Genomic DNA, 21,223 nt, shown 5'->3' with positions numbered 1-21,223 from the left:
GAACCGGGTGATGGGGCAGCAGCCTGCGCAGGGCCGGTGCCGGAGCCTCGGAATAGAACTGGAGACGCCATGACGGGACAGAGCGAACCATCCGAGGAAGAAAAACAACAAACGCCGGCAATCGGGCCCCACCGTTTGAAGCCCGAGTCGCCTGGTCACGAGAGGGAACAACATTCACCCGAGTTCGGTGCTGAGATGATGCTCCTCCAGTGTTTTTCTCCTTGGAATTCTTGTGCGTGGCATCGGGGCGCGATTTGGGGGCCGTCGCGGAATCAAGCAGGCTCGCGACCTTGAAGGTGCAATCTGACCTCGGGAGGATGATTTGTTCCGCTGGACCGATCGCCTCTGTCGGGCATTAGATCGGGAAGCTCCCGTTGGCGGACTTTCGGCGGACATTCCTTGCACCGCTTTGACGTAAGAGGATGCTTGGGATATGGGGCGATGTCTCACAACCGCAAGGCGGCCTTCAGCGTTGCGAGGCACTCCACCGGCATCATCGCCTCGCTGCTGTTCCTGGCGCCGATCGTGTGGACGGTGCTGTCGGCCTTCAAGCCGGCGGCCGAAGCGCGCCTGCCGCCGCTGCCGCCATGGCCGACCACGGGCTTCTCCATCGAGAATTACCAAACGCTGAACTCCTTCGGCGATGGGCTGTGGATCTCGGCGCAGAACAGCTCTACGTCTCGGTGATGACCGTTATTCTGTCGGTCATCGTCAGCGTGCTGGCCGGCTACGGCTTTTCGCGGTTCCGCTTTCCCTTCAAGGACCTGTTCTTCGTCCTCATCCTGTCGACGATCATGATCCCGTTCCAGTCGATCCTGACGCCGATCTTCCTGGTGCTGACCAAGCTTGGCCTGCACAACACGCTGACCGGCTTGGTCGGCGTCTATGTGACGCTGCAATTGCCGTTCTCGATCTTCATGATGCGCAACGCCTTCGACGCCGTGCCGCGCGAGATCGAGGAGGCCGCGCGCATGGACGGCGCCGGCAACGCCACCATGCTTTTGAAGGTGATGCTGCCGCTGGTCTGGCCGGGCGTCGTCACCATCGCGCTGTTTGCCTTCCTCGGCGCCTGGAACGAATTCCTCGCCGCGCTGGTGCTGATGACCGACCAGTCCAAATTCACGCTGCCGGTGATGATGACGGCACTGCAGTCGGGCCGCTTCGGCGCCATCGACTGGGGCGCCGTGCAGGCGGGCGTCACCGTGATGATGGTGCCGTGCCTGATCCTGTTCCTCGCTTTGCAGCGCTTCTACATCCGCGGCCTGATGGCCGGGGCCGTCAAATAGAGCATGATCCCCGAAAGTGGGAACCGGTTTTCGGAAAAGATCATGCTCCAACAAAAAGATAGACATCAGATCGAATGGAGTGAGTTCATGACCGCATCGCCATCCGCCCGTCCCGTCCCTGCAAACAAGTTGCAAAAGACGGGCAAGCCCAAGCTCGCCTTCCGCCCGCTGCCGGTGCCGCAGGTCGATGTGCACGGCTTCTGGGGCGACCGTGCCGACGCGGTGGCAACCCGCACCGCCGACATCCTTTACGACCGCTGCGTGGAGGCGCGCATGCTGGAACAGATCGATCCGGACCGCCCCTCGCCCGGGGTCGTCATTCCCTTCCACTCGCCCTCTCCCGACGAAGCCGACCGCCAGGGCGCCGAATTCACCGGCTCGACGGTGACCACGCAGATGTTCTGGGATTCCGACCTCGGCAAGACGATCGAGACCGCGGCCTATTCGCTCTACCGGCGCAAGAACCCCGAACTGGAGAAGAAGATCGACGCCGTCATCGACATGTACGGCAAACTCCAACAGCCCGACGGGTACCTCTCCAGCTGGTACCAGCGCATCCAGCCCGGCAAGCGCTGGACCAATCTGCGCGACTGCCACGAGCTCTATTGCGCCGGCCACCTGATCGAGGGCGCGGTCGCCTACTACCAGGCGACAGGCAAACGCAAGCTGCTCGACATCATGTGCCGCCATGCCGACCACATCGCCTCGGTGCTCGGGCCCGAGCCCGGCAAGAAGAAGGGCTATTGCGGCCATGAGGAGATCGAGCTGGCGCTGGTGAAGCTGGCCCGGGTGACCGGCGAGCAGAAATACATGGAGCTGGCGAAGTACTTCATCGACCAGCGCGGGCAACAGCCGCACTATTTCGACGAGGAAGCGCGCGCCCGTGGCGCCGACCCGAAGGCCTATCATTTCAAGACCTATGAATACAGCCAGTCGCACAGGCCGGTGCGCGAGCAGGACAAGGTCGTCGGCCATGCGGTGCGAGCCATGTACCTCTATTCGGGCATGGCCGACATCGCCACCGAATATGGCGACGATAGCCTGCGCGTCGCCCTCGACCGGCTGTGGGACGACCTCACCACGAAAAACCTCTACATCACCGGCGGGCTTGGGCCGTCGGCGCACAATGAGGGTTTCACCAGCGACTACGACCTGCCCAACGAAAGCGCCTATGCCGAGACCTGCGCGGCGGTAGGCCTGGTGTTCTGGGCGAGCCGCATGCTCGGCATGGGGCCGAACGCCCGCTACGCCGACATGATGGAGCGCGCGCTCTACAATGGCTCGATCTCCGGCCTGTCGCTCGACGGCTCGCTGTTCTTCTACGAGAACCCGCTGGAAAGCCGGGGCCGGCACAACAGGTGGAAATGGCACCGCTGCCCCTGCTGCCCGCCCAATGTCGGCCGCATGGTCGCCTCGATCGGCAGCTATTTCTACGGCCTCGCCGACGATGCGCTGGCTGTCCACCTCTATGGCGACTCGACCGCCCGCTTCGAGATCGCCGACCGGCCCGTCAGTCTCGTGCAGACGAGCAACTATCCGTGGGACGGCGCGGTCGCGATCGCGGTCGAGACCGAGACGCCGGTTGGGTTCACGCTCTACCTCCGAATACCCACTTGGTGCCGCAAGGCGGCCTTGCGGGTGAACGGCAAGACGGTCGATCTCGATACGGCAACAAGCGACGGCTATGCCGCGATCCGCCGCGAATGGCGCCAGGGCGACCGCGTCGAGCTCGACCTCGAAATGTCGATGGCCCGTCTCTTCGCCAACCCGAATGTGCGCCAGGACATCGGTCGCGTAGCACTTGCGCGCGGCCCACTGATCTATTGCGTCGAGCAGACCGACAATGGCCGCGGGCTACATCGCATCGCCTTGCCGCGCACGGCCAGGCTCGAGGCGCATCTCGAGCCGAACCTGCTCGGCGGCATCGTCAGGCTTTCGACCATCGGCAGCAGGGCAGTGGCTGAAAACTGGGGCAGCAATCTCTACCGCTCCGAACCGCCGGCGACCGAGGAGACAATGCTCAAGGCGGTTCCCTATTTTGCCTGGGACAACCGCGATCCCGGCGAGATGCTGGTCTGGCTGAGGCAAGGGTGAGGGCGGCCGGGGCCGCGTGCGCATCGGGTCCGGCGCGCCCGATCAAAGGCGCGGCCGCGCAGGCCTATTGAATGTCTGTTGACGAATGAAGTTTGGGAGGAAATGCATAAGGCGGCGGTTACGGCGCATCCGCGTTATGTTGTCTCGAAAATCGATCCGAGGCTCTACGGGTCCTTATCGAGCATCTTGGATGACAATGGCACGCGAGGGACGTCATCGATCTCGTCCGGGAACTCAATGTTCCGATCGTGCGCTATCCCGGCGGCAATTTCGTGTCCGCTTACAATTGGGAAGACGGCGTCGGCCCCAAGGAAGAGCGCCCGGTGCGCCTTTGACCTTGCGTGGCACACGTCGGAGAGCAACGAAGTCGGACTGCATGAATTCGCCAACTGGTGCGCCTTCGCCATCAACGAAGCCGCCCGCATCCGCGGCCAGCGCGTCGCCATCGGCCGTGCGATCGTGAAGGAGCCGAAGGCGTCTGGTGACCAGAACCGGTTGCGCCGACAGTCGGACTTCGACAAGACCGAATTGCATGAGCCGGGCGAGGTCGAGCCGCCCACCTGTCGGGGAACCTTGAGTGTCTTGGAGACGTCATTGATCGTCCCCCAGTGCTCGCTGTGAGCAGTGTGGCAGGTGTCTGAGCGATGATCAGCAGTCGGCCAGATGGTCGGACACGCCCTTGCCCGCGTCCCTCGGCCCGGGCTGGCCAGGGGAGTGAAATGGCTACCCAGGCTGCAGTGCCTCGTCTCCGAATTAAACCTGCACTTTTTCACCGCCCGCTTTGCGGGCAGTGATCCACTGCATTGCGGCGGTTGAATCTTCCAATATGGCGACGCGTCTTGCAAAGCCGAGAAAGGCATTGCGCGCGACGCTTAAAGGCTTGCGTCCATCGTACGCGTCGTAGCACGCCCTGAGCGCGGTCTCATGGATCACGTCTCTGCGATCTTCCGGCCATTCATTGAGAAAATCTATTCCGTCAGCAAGACTGGCAATCTCTTGTACGATATAGGCTGCACGCTTCACGAAAATTGGGGTGCCGAAAGCCTCAGCGTTCATTCGTTCCTCCGGACTGCCGAACGAGCCAAACAAAGTGAAAGAGGGCATGACGTCGACCGGCCAACCATCGCAGAGTTTGATGTCAGGGCAATGACCCGTAATAGGAGGAATCTGGGCGATACCGATTCCTCGGCACGTCGCAGGCCAATTCCTGCAAATTTGGCAACGGCAGGCTTCCCGGCTGCGGTTGCATCTTGCACTATCTCGGGGGCGACGATGACACGAGCCGCAAATCCCGTGCAGCCCGGATTCGTTAATCGAGGCCATTGCGACGGCACACTATTCGCGCCCACGTGGCAAGGTGGTGCCGTTCCCCGGCTCTCGCTAAAGTCCGCGGAGGACTTTTTGGGACCGTTTTGCCGTGCAAATCGCCGAATGACTTAAATCGCCCGACGACTTCCGCCTTCGCGCCTATCTGATCGAGTCGCCGAGCTTTTCGGGAGGCCCAGTCCGGAGATCTCGCGCACCCATAGCGAGATCCACCAAAAATTGCTCTCGAGCGAGGCATCAATCCTTTTCGCGTCGATCCGACGACCGATTTAACCGTCCCGCCCAGTAGAGCGAATACTCATCCGGTCTGAGATTGACGATGGGTTGTTGTGTGCACCGCCGTTTTCTACGCCAGAGTGTCCCAATCACCGCACAAGAGATCTGATGCCATTCACACATCGCCTTAGATCCGTACATTCCAATCGAATAATCGCCTAATTAAGCCCTATGCGATGACGTTCAGCTTGTTCTCCAATGTCTCCCGAAAGGCAAGCAATGAGCATTCCAGAACAGTTGGACGACAGTACGCCGCTCCGCCTAAACGTAGCTGCCGGGATCGCTTTTCCGGACGGCTCTATGGGTGCGGCGGGTTTGCGAAAAGAACGAGATGCTGGCCGCCTTCAGACAGAGTTGATCGCAGGCAAGGAATACGTCACTTTGGCAGCGATCGCAGAAATGAGAGAGCTATGCCGCGGACGTCGAAAGGGGCGCGCCTTGTGTGGCGCGCCGAAAGCAGAAGGGCGGACGGAAAGCTCCGCAACGCAGCCGGCTGGTTCATCCGCGACGGCGCAACCTTCCTCAGCGCTTGCGGCGGCACTGGCGACCGCGAACGCGCTGAAAAGCGGCTCGCCAGTCACATCACCGAAAAATACCGACCGGCCCGCGAGCGCGGTCGTGACCCCGCAACGGTCTCGGTAGCAGACGCCGTAAGCGTATACCTTACCGACGTCGCGCCCTCGCACGCCAAGCCGAAGGAAACCGCCGACCGGATGATCGTTGTCCTCACTTGGTTCGGCGACAAAAAAATCGGCGACATCGATGGCAAGATGTGCCGCGATTACGCCAAGGCACACGGCAACGGCGCTGCCGCCAGGCGTCAGTTGGAGGATTTGAGAGCGGCGCTGAACAATTATCATCGCGAAGGCTATGTAACTTCTGCGCCGGCAATTGTGCTGCCCGCGAAGGCAGCACCGCGTGACCGCTGGCTGACCCGCGATGAGGCAGCCGCCCTGCTTCGCGCCGCGTGGCGCATGCGCCAATCATGGAAGGGCAGGCCAAGCGATCGTCGCACCGCACGCCACGTCGCGCGCTTCATCCTGGTCGCTCTCTACACCGGCACGCGCTCCGCCGCGATCTGCGGCGCGGCCGTCCGGCGGACAGAAGGTGCGGGACATGTCGACACCGAACGCGGCGTTTTCTACCGCCGCGCCAGTGGTCGCCGCGAGACCAAGAAGCGTCAACCGCCCGTCAGGCTGCCTGATCGCCTCCTGGCACATGTGCGCCGATGGGCGAGCACACCGCTGGAGATCAAGACCAAGGGCCGCGGAAAAAGCGCCAGCATTGGCCGCATGATCGCCCATGACTACGTGGTTGAGTGGAACGGCAAACCGGTGCAGTCGATCAAGAAGGCCTTCCGCTCGGTGGTCGAGGCGGCCGGACTGGGCTGGTATGAGGAGGTTGCGACACCGCACGGCAGCGTCCAGCGCGTCTTCCGCACCGACATCACCCCGCACGTTTTCCGCCACACGGCCGCGACCTGGCTGATGCAGCGCGGTTCCGATCCCTGGGCGGCGGCCGGATACCTCGGTATGAGCGTTCAAGTGCTCATTCAGACTTATGGCCATCATCACCCCGATTTTCAGGCCCAGGCCGCCGAGGCAATCGTCTCCAAGTCACGGGTGCGAAACCTGCCCAATACGACAGTCAGCACGCGCGAGGCACAGAAGGAGAACATTTCCAGCTACCCCACAGTTACCCCACAGATATACCGGAAATAAACGTGAACATTGGCCCTCAGACGCCACCAGAAATGGCGGAAATCGGGGCTTTTGCTGGCCAACCCGCCCGTTCGGGACGAGGGGGTCGCAGGTTCAAATCCTGCCACTCCGACCAGAAAACAACGTGTTAGCGCATCCCAACTTTGGCGCTCGAACTGATATCTCACCTGAAATTACGGCGAGACGAGCGCCTTGCCAGCGCAGCCCTCTGCTTTGTGGACATGACCTAGCCGCGCCTATCGAAGGCCGAAAAAGCTCAATATCGCCAGCACGATGACCACCGCTCCAACGAGCCAAATGATATTGTTCATGATCTCCTTCCTCTAGCCTCGAGAGCCCGCGCCTCTGACGAAGAACGTGGGCTGACCGGCCTTGCCGACTGATCTTCAGCAGACACAAAGCCATGGTTTCGGTTCCGAGAGATAAAACAATTAGAAAGAACTAATGTTCCTCCGCCCGAAAAAATCGCCAACATCCCGGCGCGTCCCGACCGTCCCTAGAAAGACCGGAACCAAAGGGTCCAGCGGCAGTTAATCCAACGAAGGGCTAAATCAAGGCATTGGAGAAACTGCAATGAAGTCAATGATCATGTGTGCTTTGGCGCTTTCCATCGGATTGCCGGCTGTCGCTTCGGCGGCCGAAGCCGACGTAATCATCAGGACCCACCATCGCCACCACAGCAACGTCAGGATCATCAACGAGGACGGCCAGCGCCTGCATCATCGCCATCATGGCACGGTGGCTTTCTACGATCACGGCCGCCGGCACCATCGCCCCGATTCCGTCGTTGTTACGAGTTCTGTCTACAAGCACCATCACCGCCGTCCCGTGGTGATCGAAAACAACGGTTATTGATCGACCCGAAGGCTCGGCTCTTTGCAGCCGGGCCTTCTGGAAGAAACCTGAAATGTCACTGACGATCTGGCTTGCCGACACAAGGCATCAACTGCGGGCAGCCGTGTGATGCCATTCAACCCCTCCGAAAAAAGTCGCGCAGTCTCGCCTCTTAGGCTGGAATGCCGGCTATGCCGCCTGCAGACATTTAGGGTTCGCCCGTCACGCGGGCGCGGCGGGCGAACCCTATCAGCGCAGGAAGGGACGTAGCTGCGCCAATCTGCCAAATACTCTGGGATGGTCAGCCAAAGGCTATTCCAATCGCCATGAAGGTGATGGGCATGGCGAAGATCACTGCGAGCAACCAGCGCGCCTGGCCAACACTCTTGTCCATTAGCTTCCTCCCGGGCGTAGCCGACAACGGCCACGAACGACGGCTGTTCCCAGCAGCACCACAGGCAGGACCATTGCATTTTGCGGCCGGACCAAGGTCCGGCGCCCCACCGGACCGAAGCCCAGCCAGGGAACGTTTTCGCTGCGACCTTGTTTCGAGTGGTTGGGCGCGAGGACGATCAAACGAGGAAGCGAAACTGGATGAACGTGTCGAACAGTGAGGCCATACAATCCGATGTGTTGGGGGTGCGCGTAGCTGACCTTAAAGTCAGAATGCGGCAGGCCCGGATTACCATGAGCGATATGAAGACCTTCCAAAAGGTCGCGGCCATGATGGTCGACGAGCGAGGCAGCATTGATGGCGACGACTTAATCGCCGCATCCTTCGTTGCCGGCAGGTTGCTTGACGAGAAACCGCTCTGAGACCATGCGGACAATCAGCAAGCTTTTTGATTCCCACGCCGAAGCCGCCCGGATTGCTGGAGAGCTGATGGCGGTCGGTGTTCCCCGCGTTCAGATTGCCATCATCGGGCCCTACCAGGACGAACTTGCAGTCCTAAGGTCTCCAAGTGTCATCCTCGGTACAGTTGGTGCGGCATTGGCTTGCCTGAGCGCCATGGCCGTCTACGGCGTCAGTTCTCTACCGGCCGGACTGCCGGCAACAGCACTGGTTTGCGCGGTCTGCGGCGGCGCTGCCGGCGGGCTGCTCGGAGCCTTCATGACCACGGCGGCAAAGCCAGATGATCCAAGCGTTGCCGAGGGCATCGTCTTGGTGACGGCGCATGTCTATGAAAATGAAACCGACATCGCCCAGGCAGTGCTTGGCGGTTGCGGTCCCACCGCATTCATCGCCGAAGCAGCCTGAATTTCAGGCAGACTGAACGAACGGCGCGGCAGGAAGGCCTGGCGCCACACCAGCGCGAGCCGCTGAGGTCGCACCGTCGGCCAAGGATCGACGAAAGGCCGCCCCGACGTCGTCAGGGGCGGACCCTCTACGCCTCCAGTGATTGAATTTAGACACTCGACGGCCACCAACTTCGAGTGGCCGAGAACGCTCCCGCATCGGCTGGCCCTGTGGCCCATGCCGGCAGGGCTCTTTCGCTAGCCAATCTTTGACGAAATGATCGTTGGCTCCAGATAGGTCCATGGCATGATGGAGCCAACGAAACGGCGAGCCTGGTGCTGACATGAATTTGATCTCAACGACGGCCTTGACACCGGTTCTTTTGATTGCGGTACTTCTCGTTACCGGCTGCTCGTCGATCGGCAGGACCGCCGATCCGGCGACGTACGACAAAATGAGCTGCACCGAGCTCAACAGCGCGCTGGGCGAAAAGGCCCGCGAAATCTCACAAACCGCCATCACCCGCGGCAAGGTCGCCAACACCAGCGTTCCGCGCTGGCTGCTTGGCGGCTCGCGGGTGAAGACCGCTGTCGCCAACCGTGAAACAGCCAGGATCGACCGGCTGAAGCAGCAGCAGGATGCCATTGCCGCCGCGCGGGCGCGTAATTGCCCGAGGTCAGCAGGCTGAGCGAACAGACGCCATGATGATTGCCTTCACCTGAAGCGGCGTGTCAGGCGCTCAGCCGAAAGCGCGTCACATCGATCGCCGCGTTCATGAGCGTCTGCGTGTAAGGCGCTTGCGGGTTGCTGAAGATCGCCTCGGTCGGCCCCTCCTCGACGATCTTGCCTTGCTTCATGACGATGATGTAGTCGGCCATCGCGCGTACCACGGCGAGATCGTGGCTGATGAAGAGGTAGGACAGTTCATGGTCCGCCTGCAGCTTGCGCAACAGTTCGACGATCTGCTTCTGCACCGAGCGATCAAGCGCCGAGGTGGGCTCGTCCAGCACGACCATTTTGGGTTTGAGGATCATGGCGCGGGCAATGGCGATACGCTGCCGCTGGCCGCCGGAAAATTCGTGCGGGTAGCGGTTGCGGGCGTTGGGATCGAGGCCGACTTCCCGCAAGGCCTCGATCGCGCGCTGATCGCGCTGCTTGCCCGAAAGGTTGGGCTCATGCACAAGCAGCCCTTCGGTGATGACCTGGCCGACAGTCATGCGCGGCGACAGCGAGCCGAACGGGTCCTGGAAGACGAGCTGCATCTGGCGCCGCAACGGCCGCATCGCCTGGCGGTCGGCGGTGGAAATGTCGCGATCGCCGAAGCGGATCAAGCCATCGCTCGGCAGCAGCCGCAGCAGAGCGCGGCCGAGCGTCGATTTGCCCGAACCGGATTCGCCGACAATGCCGATGGTCTGGTTGCGCTGTAGCCGGATCGAAATGTCGTCGACGGCGCGCAGCATCAGCGGCTCGCCCGCCAGAAACCCGCCGCCGATCCTGAATGTGACTTCGACATGCTTGCCTTCGAGCACCACGGGGGCATTGGCGGGCGGCGGCGCCTTACTTCCCGTCGGCTCGGCCGCCAGCAGCATCTTGGTGTAGGCGTGCTGCGGGTTGGCGAAGATCGCTCCCGCCTCGCCCTCCTCGACCACCTCGCCCTGGCGCATGACATAGACCCGGTCGGCGAAGCGCCGGACGATGCCGAGATCGTGAGTGATGAAGACGATCGCCATGCCGAGCTTGCGCTGCAATTCGGCGAGCAGCATCAGGATCTGCGCCTGGATGGTCACGTCGAGCGCCGTGGTCGGCTCGTCGGCGATCAATATGTCCGGGTCGTTGGCCAGCGCCATGGCGATCATCACACGCTGGCGCTGGCCGCCGGACATTTCGTGCGGATAGGATTTCATCCGCCGCTCCGGATCGGGAATATGCACCAGCCGCAAGAGCTTGAGCGCCTCTTCGCGTGCTTCGGCGGCAGTCAGGCCGCGATGCCTGCGGATCGGTTCGATCAGCTGATTGCCGATCGAATAGAGCGGATCGAGCGAGGTCATCGGCTCCTGGAAGATCATGCTGATCTTGGCGCCACGCACCTTGTTCAAGTCGGATTTGCTCAGCGTCAGCAGGTTGCGGCCGCGATAGTCGACGCTGCCCGTTGCTTCACCGTTCGAGGCGAGCAGGCTCATCGCCGCCATCATCGTCTGGCTCTTGCCGGAGCCGGACTCGCCGACCACGGCGACGGTCTCGCCGGCATTGACGTGGATGTTGATGCCCTTCACCGCTTCGACCGCACCGTCGAGCGTGCGGAAGCGGACGCGCAGGTCCTTGACGCTGAGGATCGTTTCGGGGGTGGCCATGTCAGCGGTTCCCATCTTTATCGATCTCTCGGGTCGAGTGCGTCACGCAGGCCGTCGCCGACGAAGTTCAGCGCAAACAGCGTCGAGACGAGGAAGAAAGCAGGAAACAGGAGCAGCCAGTTGGCGGTGCCGATGTTCTTGGCGCCGACCGAGATCAGCACGCCCCAGCTGGTCATCGGCTCCTGCACGCCAAGGCCGAGGAACGACAGGAAACTCTCCAGGATGATGACCTGCGGCACCAGCAAGGTCATGTAGATGACGACCGGACCGAGCAGATTGGGGATGACATGGCGCAGCAGGATGCCGCGCTGGCCGACGCCCATGGCCTCCGCCGCCTGGACATATTCCTGGCGGCGGATCGACAGCGCCTGGCCGCGCACGATGCGCGCCATGTCGAGCCACAGCACTGCCCCCACGGCCAGGAACATCAGCACGAAGTTGCGGCCGAAAAACACCACCAGCATGATGACGAAGAAGATGAACGGCAAGGAGTAGAGCACATCGACGATGCGCATCATCACCTCGTCGATCTTGCCGCCGGAGAAGCCCGCGGCGGCGCCATAGATCACCCCGATCACCACCGCCACGACGCCGGCGAGCAGGCCGATGGCCAGTGAGATGCGCCCGGCCATCAGCGTACGCGAGAGCAGATCGCGGCCTGTGTTGTCGGTGCCGAACAGGAAATATTGCTGCTTGACCGATGCGCTCATCGTCACTTCGAGACCGTCGGGCGACTTGCTCTCGATCTTGGTGTCGTCAAAGGCATCGGAGCGGTCGAGGTAGCGGATATTGCGGTCATCGATCGGCTTGGTCGACTTGACCGTGACGAAGATGTGATCGCCCTCCTGGTGCCATTCCTTGACATCGACCCGCATGCGCTTGATCGCATCATTGAGCGCGGACTCGATCATGTCAGGCTTCGGATAGGCTGTCAGGCTTGGCGGCATGCGCACATAGTCGGCATAGATGGTCGTGTACTGATGCGGCACGAACCAGGGGCCAAACACGCTGACAAGCCCGATCAAGGCGAGGTAGTAGAGGCTGAACATGGCGGCGCGGTTGGCCTTGAGGCGCGCCCAGGCATCGCCCCATAGCGAGCGGCCGACGATAGCGGGAGCAGTGGCTGCGATGTCAGTCATAGCGCACCCTCGGGTCGACGACCGCGTACATGACGTCGACGATCAAGTTGAAGACGATGGTGAAGATGGCGATCACCACCACCGTTCCCATCACCAACGTGTAGTCGCGGTTGAGCGCGGCATCGACGAAATAGCGGCCGACGCCCGGGATGGAAAAGATCGTCTCGACGATGACGGAGCCGGTCAAAAGGGCAGCCGCCGCGGGGCCGGTGAACGAAACGATCGGCAAGATGGCGCCGCGCAAGGCGTGCTTGACCACCACCGACCAGTCGGAAAGGCCGAGCGCGCGGGCGGTGCGGATGTGATGGGAGCGCAGCGATTCGATCATCGAGCCGCGCATGAGGCGGGCGACGATGGCGATCTGCGGCAAGGCAAGCGTCAGCACCGGGCCGACCTTGTTGATGAAGGCGCCATCGCCCCAGCCGCCGATCGGCAGGAGCTTCCAGGTCAGCCCGAAGAGAAGCTGGATCACCGGCGCGATGACGAAGGTGGGGATGGTGCTGCCGGCCGTGGCCAGCGCAATCACCGTATAGTCGCCAAGCTTGTTCTGGTTGAGCGCGGCAATGGTGCCAAGCACGGAACCGAGCAGCAGCGCCAGGATCAGCGCAGAGGCGCCGAGTTGCACCGAAATGGGCAGTCCCTTGGCAAACAATTCGGTGACGGTGAAATCCGGCATGTTGTAGCTCGGGCCGAAATTGCCGCGTAAGAGATTGCCGAGATAGTGGACATATTGCAGCCAGAGCGGATCGCTGAGGCCGAACTGGGCTTCAAGATTGGCCTTGATCTCGGGACTCAGCCCCCGCTCCTGGTTGAATGGCCCGCCCGGCGCGACGCGCATCAGGAAGAACGCCATCGTCACGATGACGAACAGCGTCGGTATGGCGGTCAAAAGCCGCCGGAATACATATCGCAGCATCGGTGCCCCACTTGATCCGGAACACGCCTGTCCGATGGGACCATTGTGCTCCAGCCTTCAAATCTTCGCACCGGATTTTCCGAAAATTGATTGCGCTTCCCGGCCGATGCGATGGCAAACCAGCACCGCCGCGCACGAAGTGCGCGGCGGCTTGGCCAGGGATCAATCCTTGCTGACGAAACGCGACGGATGGACGTCCATCACATTGTCGACGAAGCCATGCAGCTTCGAGGACACGATGTCGTGGTAGCTGTAGTAGAGCAGCGGGATCTGGCCGACATCGTCGACGAGAATGCGCTCGGCCTCGGAGAGCTCCTTCATGCGCTCCTCGGGCTTGCCGCCGGCGGCGGCTGCCTTGTCCATGGCCGCTTCATAGGCCGGGCTGTTGTAGTTCGAGTAGTTGTTGCCGCTCGCCTTGCGCGAGATGCCAAGGAAGGTTTCCGGATCCTTGTAGTCGGCGATCCAGGCGGCACGCGCCACGTCATAGTTGCCCTTCTGCTCGAGGAAGGAGTAGTGCGTCTTGGTGTCGGTGTTGAGCAGCGTAACGTCGATGCCAAGCGGCTTCAGCTGTTCCTGGATGGCGACCGCGGTGTTCTTGTGGTTCTCCGAGGTGTTGTAGCGGATTTCCATCTTCAGCGGATGTTCGGGCGTGTAGCCGAGTTTCTCGAGGATTTTCTTGGCTGCGTCCTCGCGGTCGATCTGCGGCATGTCGGCGTATTTGGCCATTGCGGGCGTGTAGCCCTCGATGCCGGGAGGCACCATCGAATAGCCGGGCAGCATCGAGTTCTGCCAGACCTTTTCGGCGATGAAGTCGCGGTCGATCGCCATCGAGATGGCGTTGCGCAGTTCGGGGTTGTTCCACGGCGCCTTGTCGGTCTTGATCGCGTAGTAATAGGTGCCGAGATACGGGCCGACATGGATCTGGTCGCCGAACTTGGTCTTGAGGTCGGCGAGCTGTTCGGTCGGCAGATCGTCATAGCTGTCGAGTTCGCCGGCCTCGAAGCGCTTCATCGCCGATGAGCGGTCTTCGGTCGGGATGTAGTTGACCACGTCGAACTTGACGGTCGCGGCGTCCCAGAATTTCGGATTCTTGACCAGCTTCATGTGGTCGTTGGGAACCCATTCGGCCAGCGTGTAGGCGCCGTTCGAGACGAGATTGCCGGGCTTGATCCAGTCGGCGCCGAGTTTCTCAATCGAAGCCTTGTTGACCGGATAGGTCGCCTGGTGGGTCAGCATCTCGAGGAAGTAGGGCGTCGGCGCCTTCAGGGTCACCTCGAGGGTGTTGGCGTCGATTGCCTTGACGCCCATATCCTCGGGCTTGCCTTTCTTGGTGTTGACGTCCTCGGCACCCTTCACCGGATACAGCATCGAGGCGTATTCGGCGCCGGTCGCCGGATCTTCCAGCCGATGGAAGGCGTAGACGAAGTCGTCCGCCGTCACCGGGCTGCCGTCAGACCACTTGCCGTCCTTGCGCAGCTTGAAGGTGTAGACGGTGCCGTCATCCGACACCGTCCAGCTTTCGGCGGCGCCGGGAATGAGGTTTGCCTTCTGGTCCTGCATGACCAGACCCTGGAACAGGTCGCGCAGCACATTGGCTTCATAGACCGTCGAGGTCTTGTGCGGGTCGACCGACTCCGATTCGGCGGCGGTGCCCCTGTTATAGACGCTCTCGGCGAACGCCGGCGTGTAGAACGCGCCGGCGGCTACCGCCATGGTGGTGGCGAATACCGTCGCCTTCAGCATGTTTTTCAGCATGAAGTTCTCCCTGTGGGCGCAGCCGTCGGCACGCCTTTAAGTGTTGACGCCCCGGAACCGATGCCTGGTTCCTTCGAGCGCGCCGCCGGTTCCCCCCGGCAGCTGGTGGCAGGAGACTAGACAGGAGGTAAGCTCTTTTCAACCGAGTACTGATTGACCCTAAGTCAATCCGCAGAATCGAAGAAGCAACAGCTAAATTAGAACGGCGTTTTCAATCGCACGCATCCTCGGGTTGTACCCAGAGTTTTCGCTTTTGCATGCGAACTTGGGCATGCTGGTATCATGGTTGAGAACCTCATTTTCAGGCTCCGAAGGCGCGCGTTCCGAACAGATAGTTCGGGAACCTCGGCGGTCGAGTTCGCGCTGCTATCGCCGCTCTTTATCCTTCTTCTACTCGGAATGGTTGCGTACGGTATCTATTTTGGTGCCGCCAACTCGATCCAGCAGATCGCAGCGGATGCCGCCCGGACGGCGATAGCCGGGTTGAACCAGACCGAGCGGCAGACGCTCGTGGCCGCCTTCCTCGCCAACAATGCCGGTGGTTACCCCTTCGTGGACGCCAGCAAACTGACCTACCAGGCCAATGACAGTGTGGCCGACGGCAGCCAGTTCGTGGTGTCGATCTCGTACGATGCGCGCAACCTGCCGATCTGGAATCTCTTCCCGGGCATAGCCATGCCGGGGACCACCATCAAGCGTCAGTCAACAATCAGGGTTGGGGGTATCTGATGCTGCAGCGTGCGCGCGAGCGCATCGGTCGGCTTGCACGGTCGATGGTGCGGGACAGGAAGGCGAACTTCGCCGTCATGACCGCGCTGAGCGCGCCGGTCGCGCTGGCGCTGGCCGCGGTGGCCATCGATGAAGCGTCCATCTACTCCGAGCGCCGGCAAGCCCAGGCGATGGTCGATCTGGCGGCCATCACCGCCGCCTCGAACATCAACAATGTCAATACGGCGGTCGTCACCGCGCTCACCGACAACGGCATGCCGGGTGTCGTCGTTCAAGCCTCGGGCCAGACCATCGCCCCGGCCGTCGACAAGACGGTGGTGACGGTCACGCAAGGCCGATATGCCTCGACGACCACCAATGTCACCCAGCGCTTCCAGGCGGGTGTGACACCCTACAATGCGGTGCGTGTCACGCTGGCGAAAGTCCCCGCCCGCTATTTCGCGAGCTCGCTCATCCCCACTCCGGTCATCGGCACCCAGGCTACGGCCAGCATGACGCCGCAGGCGACATTCTCGGTGGGGTCGAGACTGCTCAGCGTCAATGGCGGCATCCTCAATGCTTTGCTGAGCGGGCTCCTCGGCGGCAACATCTCCCTCAGCGTCATGGATTATAACGGGCTGATCTCTGCCGATGTCAGCGTGTTGTCCTTCATCAGCGCGCTCGCCACACAATTGAACATCACGGCCGGCACCTATTCGGACGTGCTGGCCTCGAAAGCGACCGTCGGCCAGATCGCCACCGCCATGGCCAACGTCCCTGGCCTCGGCAATACGGCCAAGGTCGCCCTGCAGACCATCGCCTCCAAATCGACCAGCACGGTCAAGATCCCGCTCAGCAGCCTTGTCGATCTCGGCTCCGTCGGCAGCCTGGGGCTCGGGCAACAGCCTTCCGGCCTCGGCGTCGACGCAAGCGCCATGGGAATGCTGACTGCCGCCGCCGTGCTCGCCAACGGCACCAACCAGGCCGCGCTCGATCTCGGCGCCACCATCCCGGGACTGCTCTCGACCAAGCTCAACATCGCCATTGGGCAGCCGCCGCAATCCTCGCCCTGGCTGGCGGTCGATGGCATCGGCACCGTCGTGCGGACCGCTCAGACGCGCATCAAACTGACGGCCACCGTCGGTGTCGGCACGCCAGGCCTCGGCGGCGGCATCAGCCTGCTCGCCGTTAACCTGCCGCTCAATGTCGAAGTCGCCTATGCCGAGGCCAAGCTGACCGACATCACCTGTCCGACAGGGCCTTCCAGCATCAGCGTTTCCATCGCCGCACACCCGGGCGTCGCCCAACTGAACCTGGCCAACAGCAACAATCCCTCCGGCTTCGCCGATTTCAGCCAGCCGCAGACCTTCACCGATGCCGACATCGCAGATGTGAGCGTTCATCTGTTGCTGATCAACATCCCCCTGATCCAGGTGATGGGCTCGGCCGCGACCGCGATCACCAACAACAGCCCGCAGACCTTGACCTTCAACGCAACCGACATTGCCAACAAGACGGTGAAAACCGTTTCGACGCGCAACATCTCGCAGTCGCTCACCACGTCGCTGGTCAACAACCTGTCGCTTTCCGCCAACGTGCTTGGTCTCGGTATCGATCTCAGCTCCTTGCTCGGAACGGTCAAACCGGCGGTGGTGACCCTGCTCAACACCGTAACGGGGCCGGTCGACGACTTGCTTTACAATGTGCTGTCCGCCCTGGGTGTCGGCGTCGGCCAGGCCGACGTGCGCGTCACCGGTGCGACCTGCGGACGGGCGGTGCTCGTTCAGTAAGGTTTTCGTGGCCAAGCGGATCGCTTGGCCAAGGCGCGGTCGAACCGCCAGTCAGTCGAGCCGGCCAAGGAAGCAACCGACAGTCGGCAGCGAGAGCGCTTCTTCCTCGACAACAGCGGTGCCAGCCAGGACAGCAGCGACAGCGCCAATATCCGGTGGCAAGGGCCAATTCGCCGGCTCTGCAGCGAAATTGAAGACACAGAGCAGCCTCTGACCGCCGCCTTCGCGGATGAAGGCCAGCACGTCGCCGTCGGCGTCGAGAAAGCGGATCGAACCGCTGACCAGCGCGCGATGGCGCCGGCGCAAGGCAAGCGTCGAGCGGTAGGCGGACAGCACCGATTGCTCGTTGCCGTTCTGCACATCGGCGGCACGGGCGCGATGGCTGGCGGGGACCGGCAGCCAGGGCCTGGCCGTCGAGAAACCCGCATTGTTGGCGCCGGCCTCCCAGACCATCGGTGTGCGGCAGCCATCCCTGCCCTTCACACCGGGCCAGAAGCGGATGCCGACGGGATCGCGCAGATCCTCATAGGCAAGCTCCGCCTCCTCCAGGCCGAGCTCCTCGCCCTGATAGAGGCAGATCGAACCGCGCAGGCAGGCGAGCAGCATGATCGAGAATCTGGCCACCGCGTCCGCATCGCCGTCCGGCCCTGTCCAGCGGCTGACATGGCGCACCACGTCATGGTTGGAAAACGCCCAGCAGACCCAGCCGTCGGCGACCGCATGTTCGAAGGCCTCGACGCAGCCGCGCACATGCGCCGCCGAAAATTGCGGACCGAGCAGATCGAAGGTGTAGCACATCTGCAGCTTGTCGCCGCCGGAGGTGTAGGCGGCCAGCGTCTGCAGAGAGCGGCCCTCATCGCCGATTTCGCCGACGGCCGCGCGGTCTGGATATTCGTCGAGCAACGCCCGGAAACGCCTGAGGAAAGCCAGGTTTTCCGGCTGCGTCTTGTCGAACAGATGCTCCTGGTAAAGGTAGGTGTTGGTCTCGCCATTGGTGCCGGCGACGCTCGACGCCAAGGGCGGATTGCTGCGCAGCCAGCGGTCGTGGACATAGTAGTTGACCGTATCGAGCCGGAAACCGTCGACGCCGCGCTCGAGCCAGAAGCGCACCGTGTCCAGCAGCGCGTCCTGGACCTCCGGATTATGGAAATTCAGATCGGGCTGCGAGGCGAGGAAATTGTGCATGTAATATTGCCGGCGGGTCGAATCCCACTCCCAGGCCGGGCCGCCGAAGACGGACAGCCAGTTGTTGGGCGCGTTGCCGTCGGGTTTCGCATCCGCCCAGACGTACCAGTCGGCCTTGGGATTGTCGCGGCTGGCGCGGCTTTCGACGAACCACTCATGTTTGTCGGATGAGTGCGACAGGACCTGGTCGATGACGACCTTCAGGCCCAGCCGGTGCGCTTCGGCGACCAGAGCGTCGAAATCCTCCAGCGAACCGAACATCGGGTCGACGTCGCGATAGTCCGAAACGTCGTAGCCCATGTCGGCCATTGGCGACTTGAAGAAGGGCGACAGCCAGACGGCATCGACGCCGAGCGAGTCGATGTGGGCAAGCCGCGTGGTGATACCTTTGAGATCGCCGCTGCCGTCGCCGGTCGTGTCCTGGAAGGAGCGCGGATAGACCTGGTAGATGACGCAGCCGCGCCACCATTCGGCCCCCTGCCCCGCATTGTCATCGGCCATCACGACCCCTTCCTGGCGCGGCCCTTTGCGGTCCGGCGCGAACTATTTTTGTTTGCATCGGATTGCCCGAAAACCGGTTGCCACTTTTCGGTCCGATGCTCTGCCATGAAATGGACGCTGCGGCCCGGCAGCGGCCGCGCGAGGTCGATCGCCTGCGTCTCGATCGCCGGCCGCCAGTGGAAGCCTTCCCGTTCGGGCAAGGTGAAGACGCATTGACGGCGATCGCCGTTGATGATGACGGCAAGGCGGCCGCCTGCGTCGCGAAGCAGCATGACGAGGCGGTGCCGGGCGGGGTCGTTCCAGTCCGCCCCGGCAAGCGACATGCCGGTCTCGGTCAGCCAGGCGACGTCCGGGATGCCTGAAGCATCGGCCGGTTTTCCCGTGAAGAAATGCGTGTCCGACAGCGCGGGGACGGCACTGCGCAGCATGCCGAGCGCCGATGCGTAGCGCTCCAGCACCTGGTCGCGGCCGGCCCAGTCGAGCCAGGTGATGGCATTGTCCTGCGCATAGGCGTTGTTGTTGCCCTTCTGCGAGCGGCCGAACTCGTCGCCCGCCGTCAGCATGATGGTGCCGCGCGAGGCAAACAGCGTGGCGAGCAGCGCGCACTGGTCGTCGAATCGCGCTTTGGCGATCGCCGCGCTGTCCGTCTCGCCCTCGGCGCCATTGTTCCAGGACAGATTGTCGTTGTGGCCGTCGCGGTTCTGCTCGCCATTGGCCTGGTTGTGCTTGCGCTCATGGGCGACGAGATCGGCCAGCGTCATGCCGTCATGGGCGGCGATGAAATTGACCGTGCGGCTGGCTGGCTGGCTGGCCTTGCCAAAAACATCGGACGAGCCGGCAAGCCGCGTCGCCAGCGCTCCCACCGCGCCGGCATCGCCGCGCCAGAATCGCCTGGCATCGTCGCGATAGCGATCGTTCCATTCGAGGAAGCGCGCCGGGAAGTTGCCGAGTTGATAGCCGTCAGGGCCGATATCCCAGGGCTCCGCGATCAGCACGCGATCGGCGAGCACCGGGTCGACGGCGATCGCCTCGAGCAAGGGCGCCGCGGGATCGAATACGCCGTCGACGCGGCCCAGCACCGGCGCCAGATCGAAGCGGAAGCCATCGACGCCGGCATGGCGGACAAAGTGGCGCAGCGTGTCGAGCACCATGTCCCGCACCACCGGATGATCGCAGGCGACAGTGTTGCCGGTGCCGGTGTCATTGACCAGCCTGCCATCCGGCTGGTGCCGGTAGTAGGCCTGGTTGTCGAGCCCGCGCAGCGACAGCGTCGGCCCCAGCCGGTCGCTTTCGCCCGTGTGGTTGAAGACGAGATCGAGGATGGTGCCGATGCCGGCCTTGCGCAACGCCGCCACGGTGTCGCGCAATTCATTGAGGCCGCCGGGCGCGAGACGCGGGTCGAGCGCCATGAAGGTAACAGGATTGTAGCCCCAGGCATTGCTGAGGCCCAGCGGCGGCAGATGCCGCTCGTCGATCGACGCCGTCACCGGCATCAGTTCGGCGGCCGAAACGCCCAGCCTTTGCAAGTGCTCGATGACGACAGGATGAGCAAGCGCCGCGATCGTGCCGCGCTGCGCTTGCGGAATGTCCGGATGCAGCTTGGTGAAGGCGCGCACCGGCACCTCGTAGATCAGGCCGCCCGGGCGGAACAGCGGCGGCAGCGCATGCACCGCTTCGGGCAAGGCTTTCGCCACGGTCTTGGGCATCAACGGGGCGGTGTCGGAGCCCTCGTTGCGCCGCGCGGCGAGCCGCCAGTGATAGGCATAGGGGCGGTCGATTTCGACGGCGTAGGGATCGGTGAGCAGCTTGTCCGGGTCGAACCACAACCCGCGATCGGGCGCATAGTCGCCATCGGCGCGAAAGCCATACCGCGTTCCCGGGGCGAGGCCGGAGACGAACAGCGCGTGCACCCTCTCGCCTTCCGGCTGCAGTTCCAGCCGGTCGAGTTCACGGTTTCCGTGCTCGTCGAAGATCGAGACCCAGAGGCGACGAGCCGACAAGGACCACACGGCAAAGCGGATACCTTCGGGGGTGACGGTGGCGCCGAGCTGGGTCATGCGGGCCCCACCTTCTCCCCTTGTGGGAGAAGGTGTCGCCGAAGGCG

The 21,223-nt window shown here is 62.6% G+C and carries 15 protein-coding genes and 2 pseudogenes; 10 read left to right on the top strand and 7 right to left on the bottom strand.

The genetic code is table 11. The features are described from left to right. The first annotated feature begins 441 nt into the window (after positions 1–441). From ACWGS8_RS17560 to ACWGS8_RS17550, 3 genes and pseudogenes are all read left to right on the top strand, one after another. Positions 442–1,286: pseudogene (locus ACWGS8_RS17560) on the top strand (carbohydrate ABC transporter permease). 87 nt (positions 1,287–1,373) lie between these two features. Continuing rightward, entirely contained in the window at positions 1,374–3,380 is a 2,007-nt protein-coding gene (locus ACWGS8_RS17555) for a glycoside hydrolase family 127 protein (RefSeq protein ID WP_454582106.1), read from the top strand. Positions 3,381–3,482: 102 nt separating this feature from the next. Beyond that, positions 3,483–3,794 (top strand): annotated as a pseudogene (locus ACWGS8_RS17550) (alpha-N-arabinofuranosidase); the annotation flags it as partial. A gap of 339 nt (positions 3,795–4,133) precedes the next feature. On the opposite strand, the gene ACWGS8_RS17545 reads toward ACWGS8_RS17550, so the two are convergent. After that, positions 4,134–4,436 carry a DUF982 domain-containing protein gene (locus ACWGS8_RS17545; RefSeq protein ID WP_454582105.1) on the bottom strand — a complete coding sequence of 101 codons (303 nt, stop codon included), beginning with the start codon at positions 4,434–4,436 and terminating at the stop codon, positions 4,134–4,136. Between the two features lie 734 nt (positions 4,437–5,170). On the opposite strand from ACWGS8_RS17545, the gene ACWGS8_RS17540 reads away from it, so the two are divergent. The 5 genes from ACWGS8_RS17540 (at position 5,171) to ACWGS8_RS17520 (ending at position 9,462) form a co-directional block, all read left to right on the top strand. Further along, positions 5,171–6,703, top strand: a complete 1,533-nt coding sequence (locus ACWGS8_RS17540) for a tyrosine-type recombinase/integrase (protein ID WP_454582104.1) — start codon at positions 5,171–5,173, stop codon at positions 6,701–6,703. Positions 6,704–7,276: 573 nt separating this feature from the next. Next, complete coding sequence (locus ACWGS8_RS17535) at positions 7,277–7,558, top strand: hypothetical protein (protein WP_454582103.1); 282 nt, start codon at positions 7,277–7,279, stop codon at positions 7,556–7,558. A 573-nt stretch (positions 7,559–8,131) separates the two neighbouring features. Beyond that, on the top strand, positions 8,132–8,353 hold the full coding sequence (locus ACWGS8_RS17530) for a hypothetical protein (protein ID WP_454582102.1): 222 nt from the start codon (positions 8,132–8,134) through the stop codon (positions 8,351–8,353). A 67-nt stretch (positions 8,354–8,420) separates the two neighbouring features. After that, the gene (locus ACWGS8_RS17525) at positions 8,421–8,795 is read left to right on the top strand and encodes a hypothetical protein (protein ID WP_454582101.1); all 375 of its coding nucleotides are present in this window, start codon (positions 8,421–8,423) and stop codon (positions 8,793–8,795) included. Positions 8,796–9,117: 322 nt separating this feature from the next. After that, positions 9,118–9,462, top strand: a complete 345-nt coding sequence (locus ACWGS8_RS17520) for a hypothetical protein (RefSeq protein WP_454582100.1) — start codon at positions 9,118–9,120, stop codon at positions 9,460–9,462. 43 nt (positions 9,463–9,505) lie between these two features. Here the strand turns inward: ACWGS8_RS17520 and ACWGS8_RS17515 are convergent, their stop codons facing one another. The 4 genes from ACWGS8_RS17515 to ACWGS8_RS17500 all read right to left on the bottom strand — a co-directional run bounded on the left by ACWGS8_RS17515 (position 9,506) and on the right by ACWGS8_RS17500 (position 14,935). Next, a complete protein-coding gene (locus ACWGS8_RS17515; RefSeq protein ID WP_454582099.1) occupies positions 9,506–11,125 on the bottom strand; it encodes an ABC transporter ATP-binding protein in 1,620 nt (539 codons plus the stop codon). Positions 11,126–11,142: 17 nt separating this feature from the next. Beyond that, positions 11,143–12,264 (bottom strand): ABC transporter permease, encoded by a 1,122-nt coding sequence (locus ACWGS8_RS17510; protein WP_454582098.1) that lies wholly within the window; start codon positions 12,262–12,264, stop codon positions 11,143–11,145. Continuing rightward, positions 12,257–13,180, bottom strand: coding sequence for an ABC transporter permease subunit (locus ACWGS8_RS17505; RefSeq protein ID WP_069091716.1), 924 nt, complete (start codon positions 13,178–13,180; stop codon positions 12,257–12,259). The genes ACWGS8_RS17510 and ACWGS8_RS17505 overlap by 8 nt, the downstream gene beginning before the upstream one ends. 162 nt (positions 13,181–13,342) lie before the next feature. Next, on the bottom strand, positions 13,343–14,935 hold the full coding sequence (locus ACWGS8_RS17500) for a peptide ABC transporter substrate-binding protein (RefSeq protein WP_454582097.1): 1,593 nt from the start codon (positions 14,933–14,935) through the stop codon (positions 13,343–13,345). 282 nt (positions 14,936–15,217) lie between these two features. On the opposite strand from ACWGS8_RS17500, the gene ACWGS8_RS17495 reads away from it, so the two are divergent. Next, the gene (locus ACWGS8_RS17495) at positions 15,218–15,664 is read left to right on the top strand and encodes a TadE/TadG family type IV pilus assembly protein (protein ID WP_454582096.1); all 447 of its coding nucleotides are present in this window, start codon (positions 15,218–15,220) and stop codon (positions 15,662–15,664) included. Beyond that, positions 15,664–17,433, top strand: coding sequence for a hypothetical protein (locus ACWGS8_RS17490; RefSeq protein ID WP_454582095.1), 1,770 nt, complete (start codon positions 15,664–15,666; stop codon positions 17,431–17,433). Before ACWGS8_RS17495 ends, ACWGS8_RS17490 begins: the two co-directional genes overlap by 1 nt. A 51-nt stretch (positions 17,434–17,484) precedes the next feature. On the opposite strand, the gene bglA is transcribed toward ACWGS8_RS17490, so the two are convergent. Together bglA and glgX are read right to left on the bottom strand one after the other, a co-directional pair. Beyond that, positions 17,485–19,119 carry a beta-galactosidase BglA gene (gene bglA / locus ACWGS8_RS17485; RefSeq protein ID WP_454582094.1) on the bottom strand — a complete coding sequence of 545 codons (1,635 nt, stop codon included), beginning with the start codon at positions 19,117–19,119 and terminating at the stop codon, positions 17,485–17,487. Next, positions 19,119–21,176: a glycogen debranching protein GlgX gene (gene glgX / locus ACWGS8_RS17480; RefSeq protein WP_454582093.1), complete on the bottom strand. Its 2,058-nt coding sequence runs from the start codon at positions 21,174–21,176 to the stop codon at positions 19,119–19,121. The genes bglA and glgX overlap by 1 nt, the downstream gene beginning before the upstream one ends. Positions 21,177–21,223 lie beyond the last annotated feature (47 nt).

The sequence above is a fragment of the Mesorhizobium sp. 43Arga genome, assembly GCF_053714255.1.
Note: the sequence above shows the minus strand (reverse complement) of the source record. Positions and strands in the feature narration are given on the sequence as shown.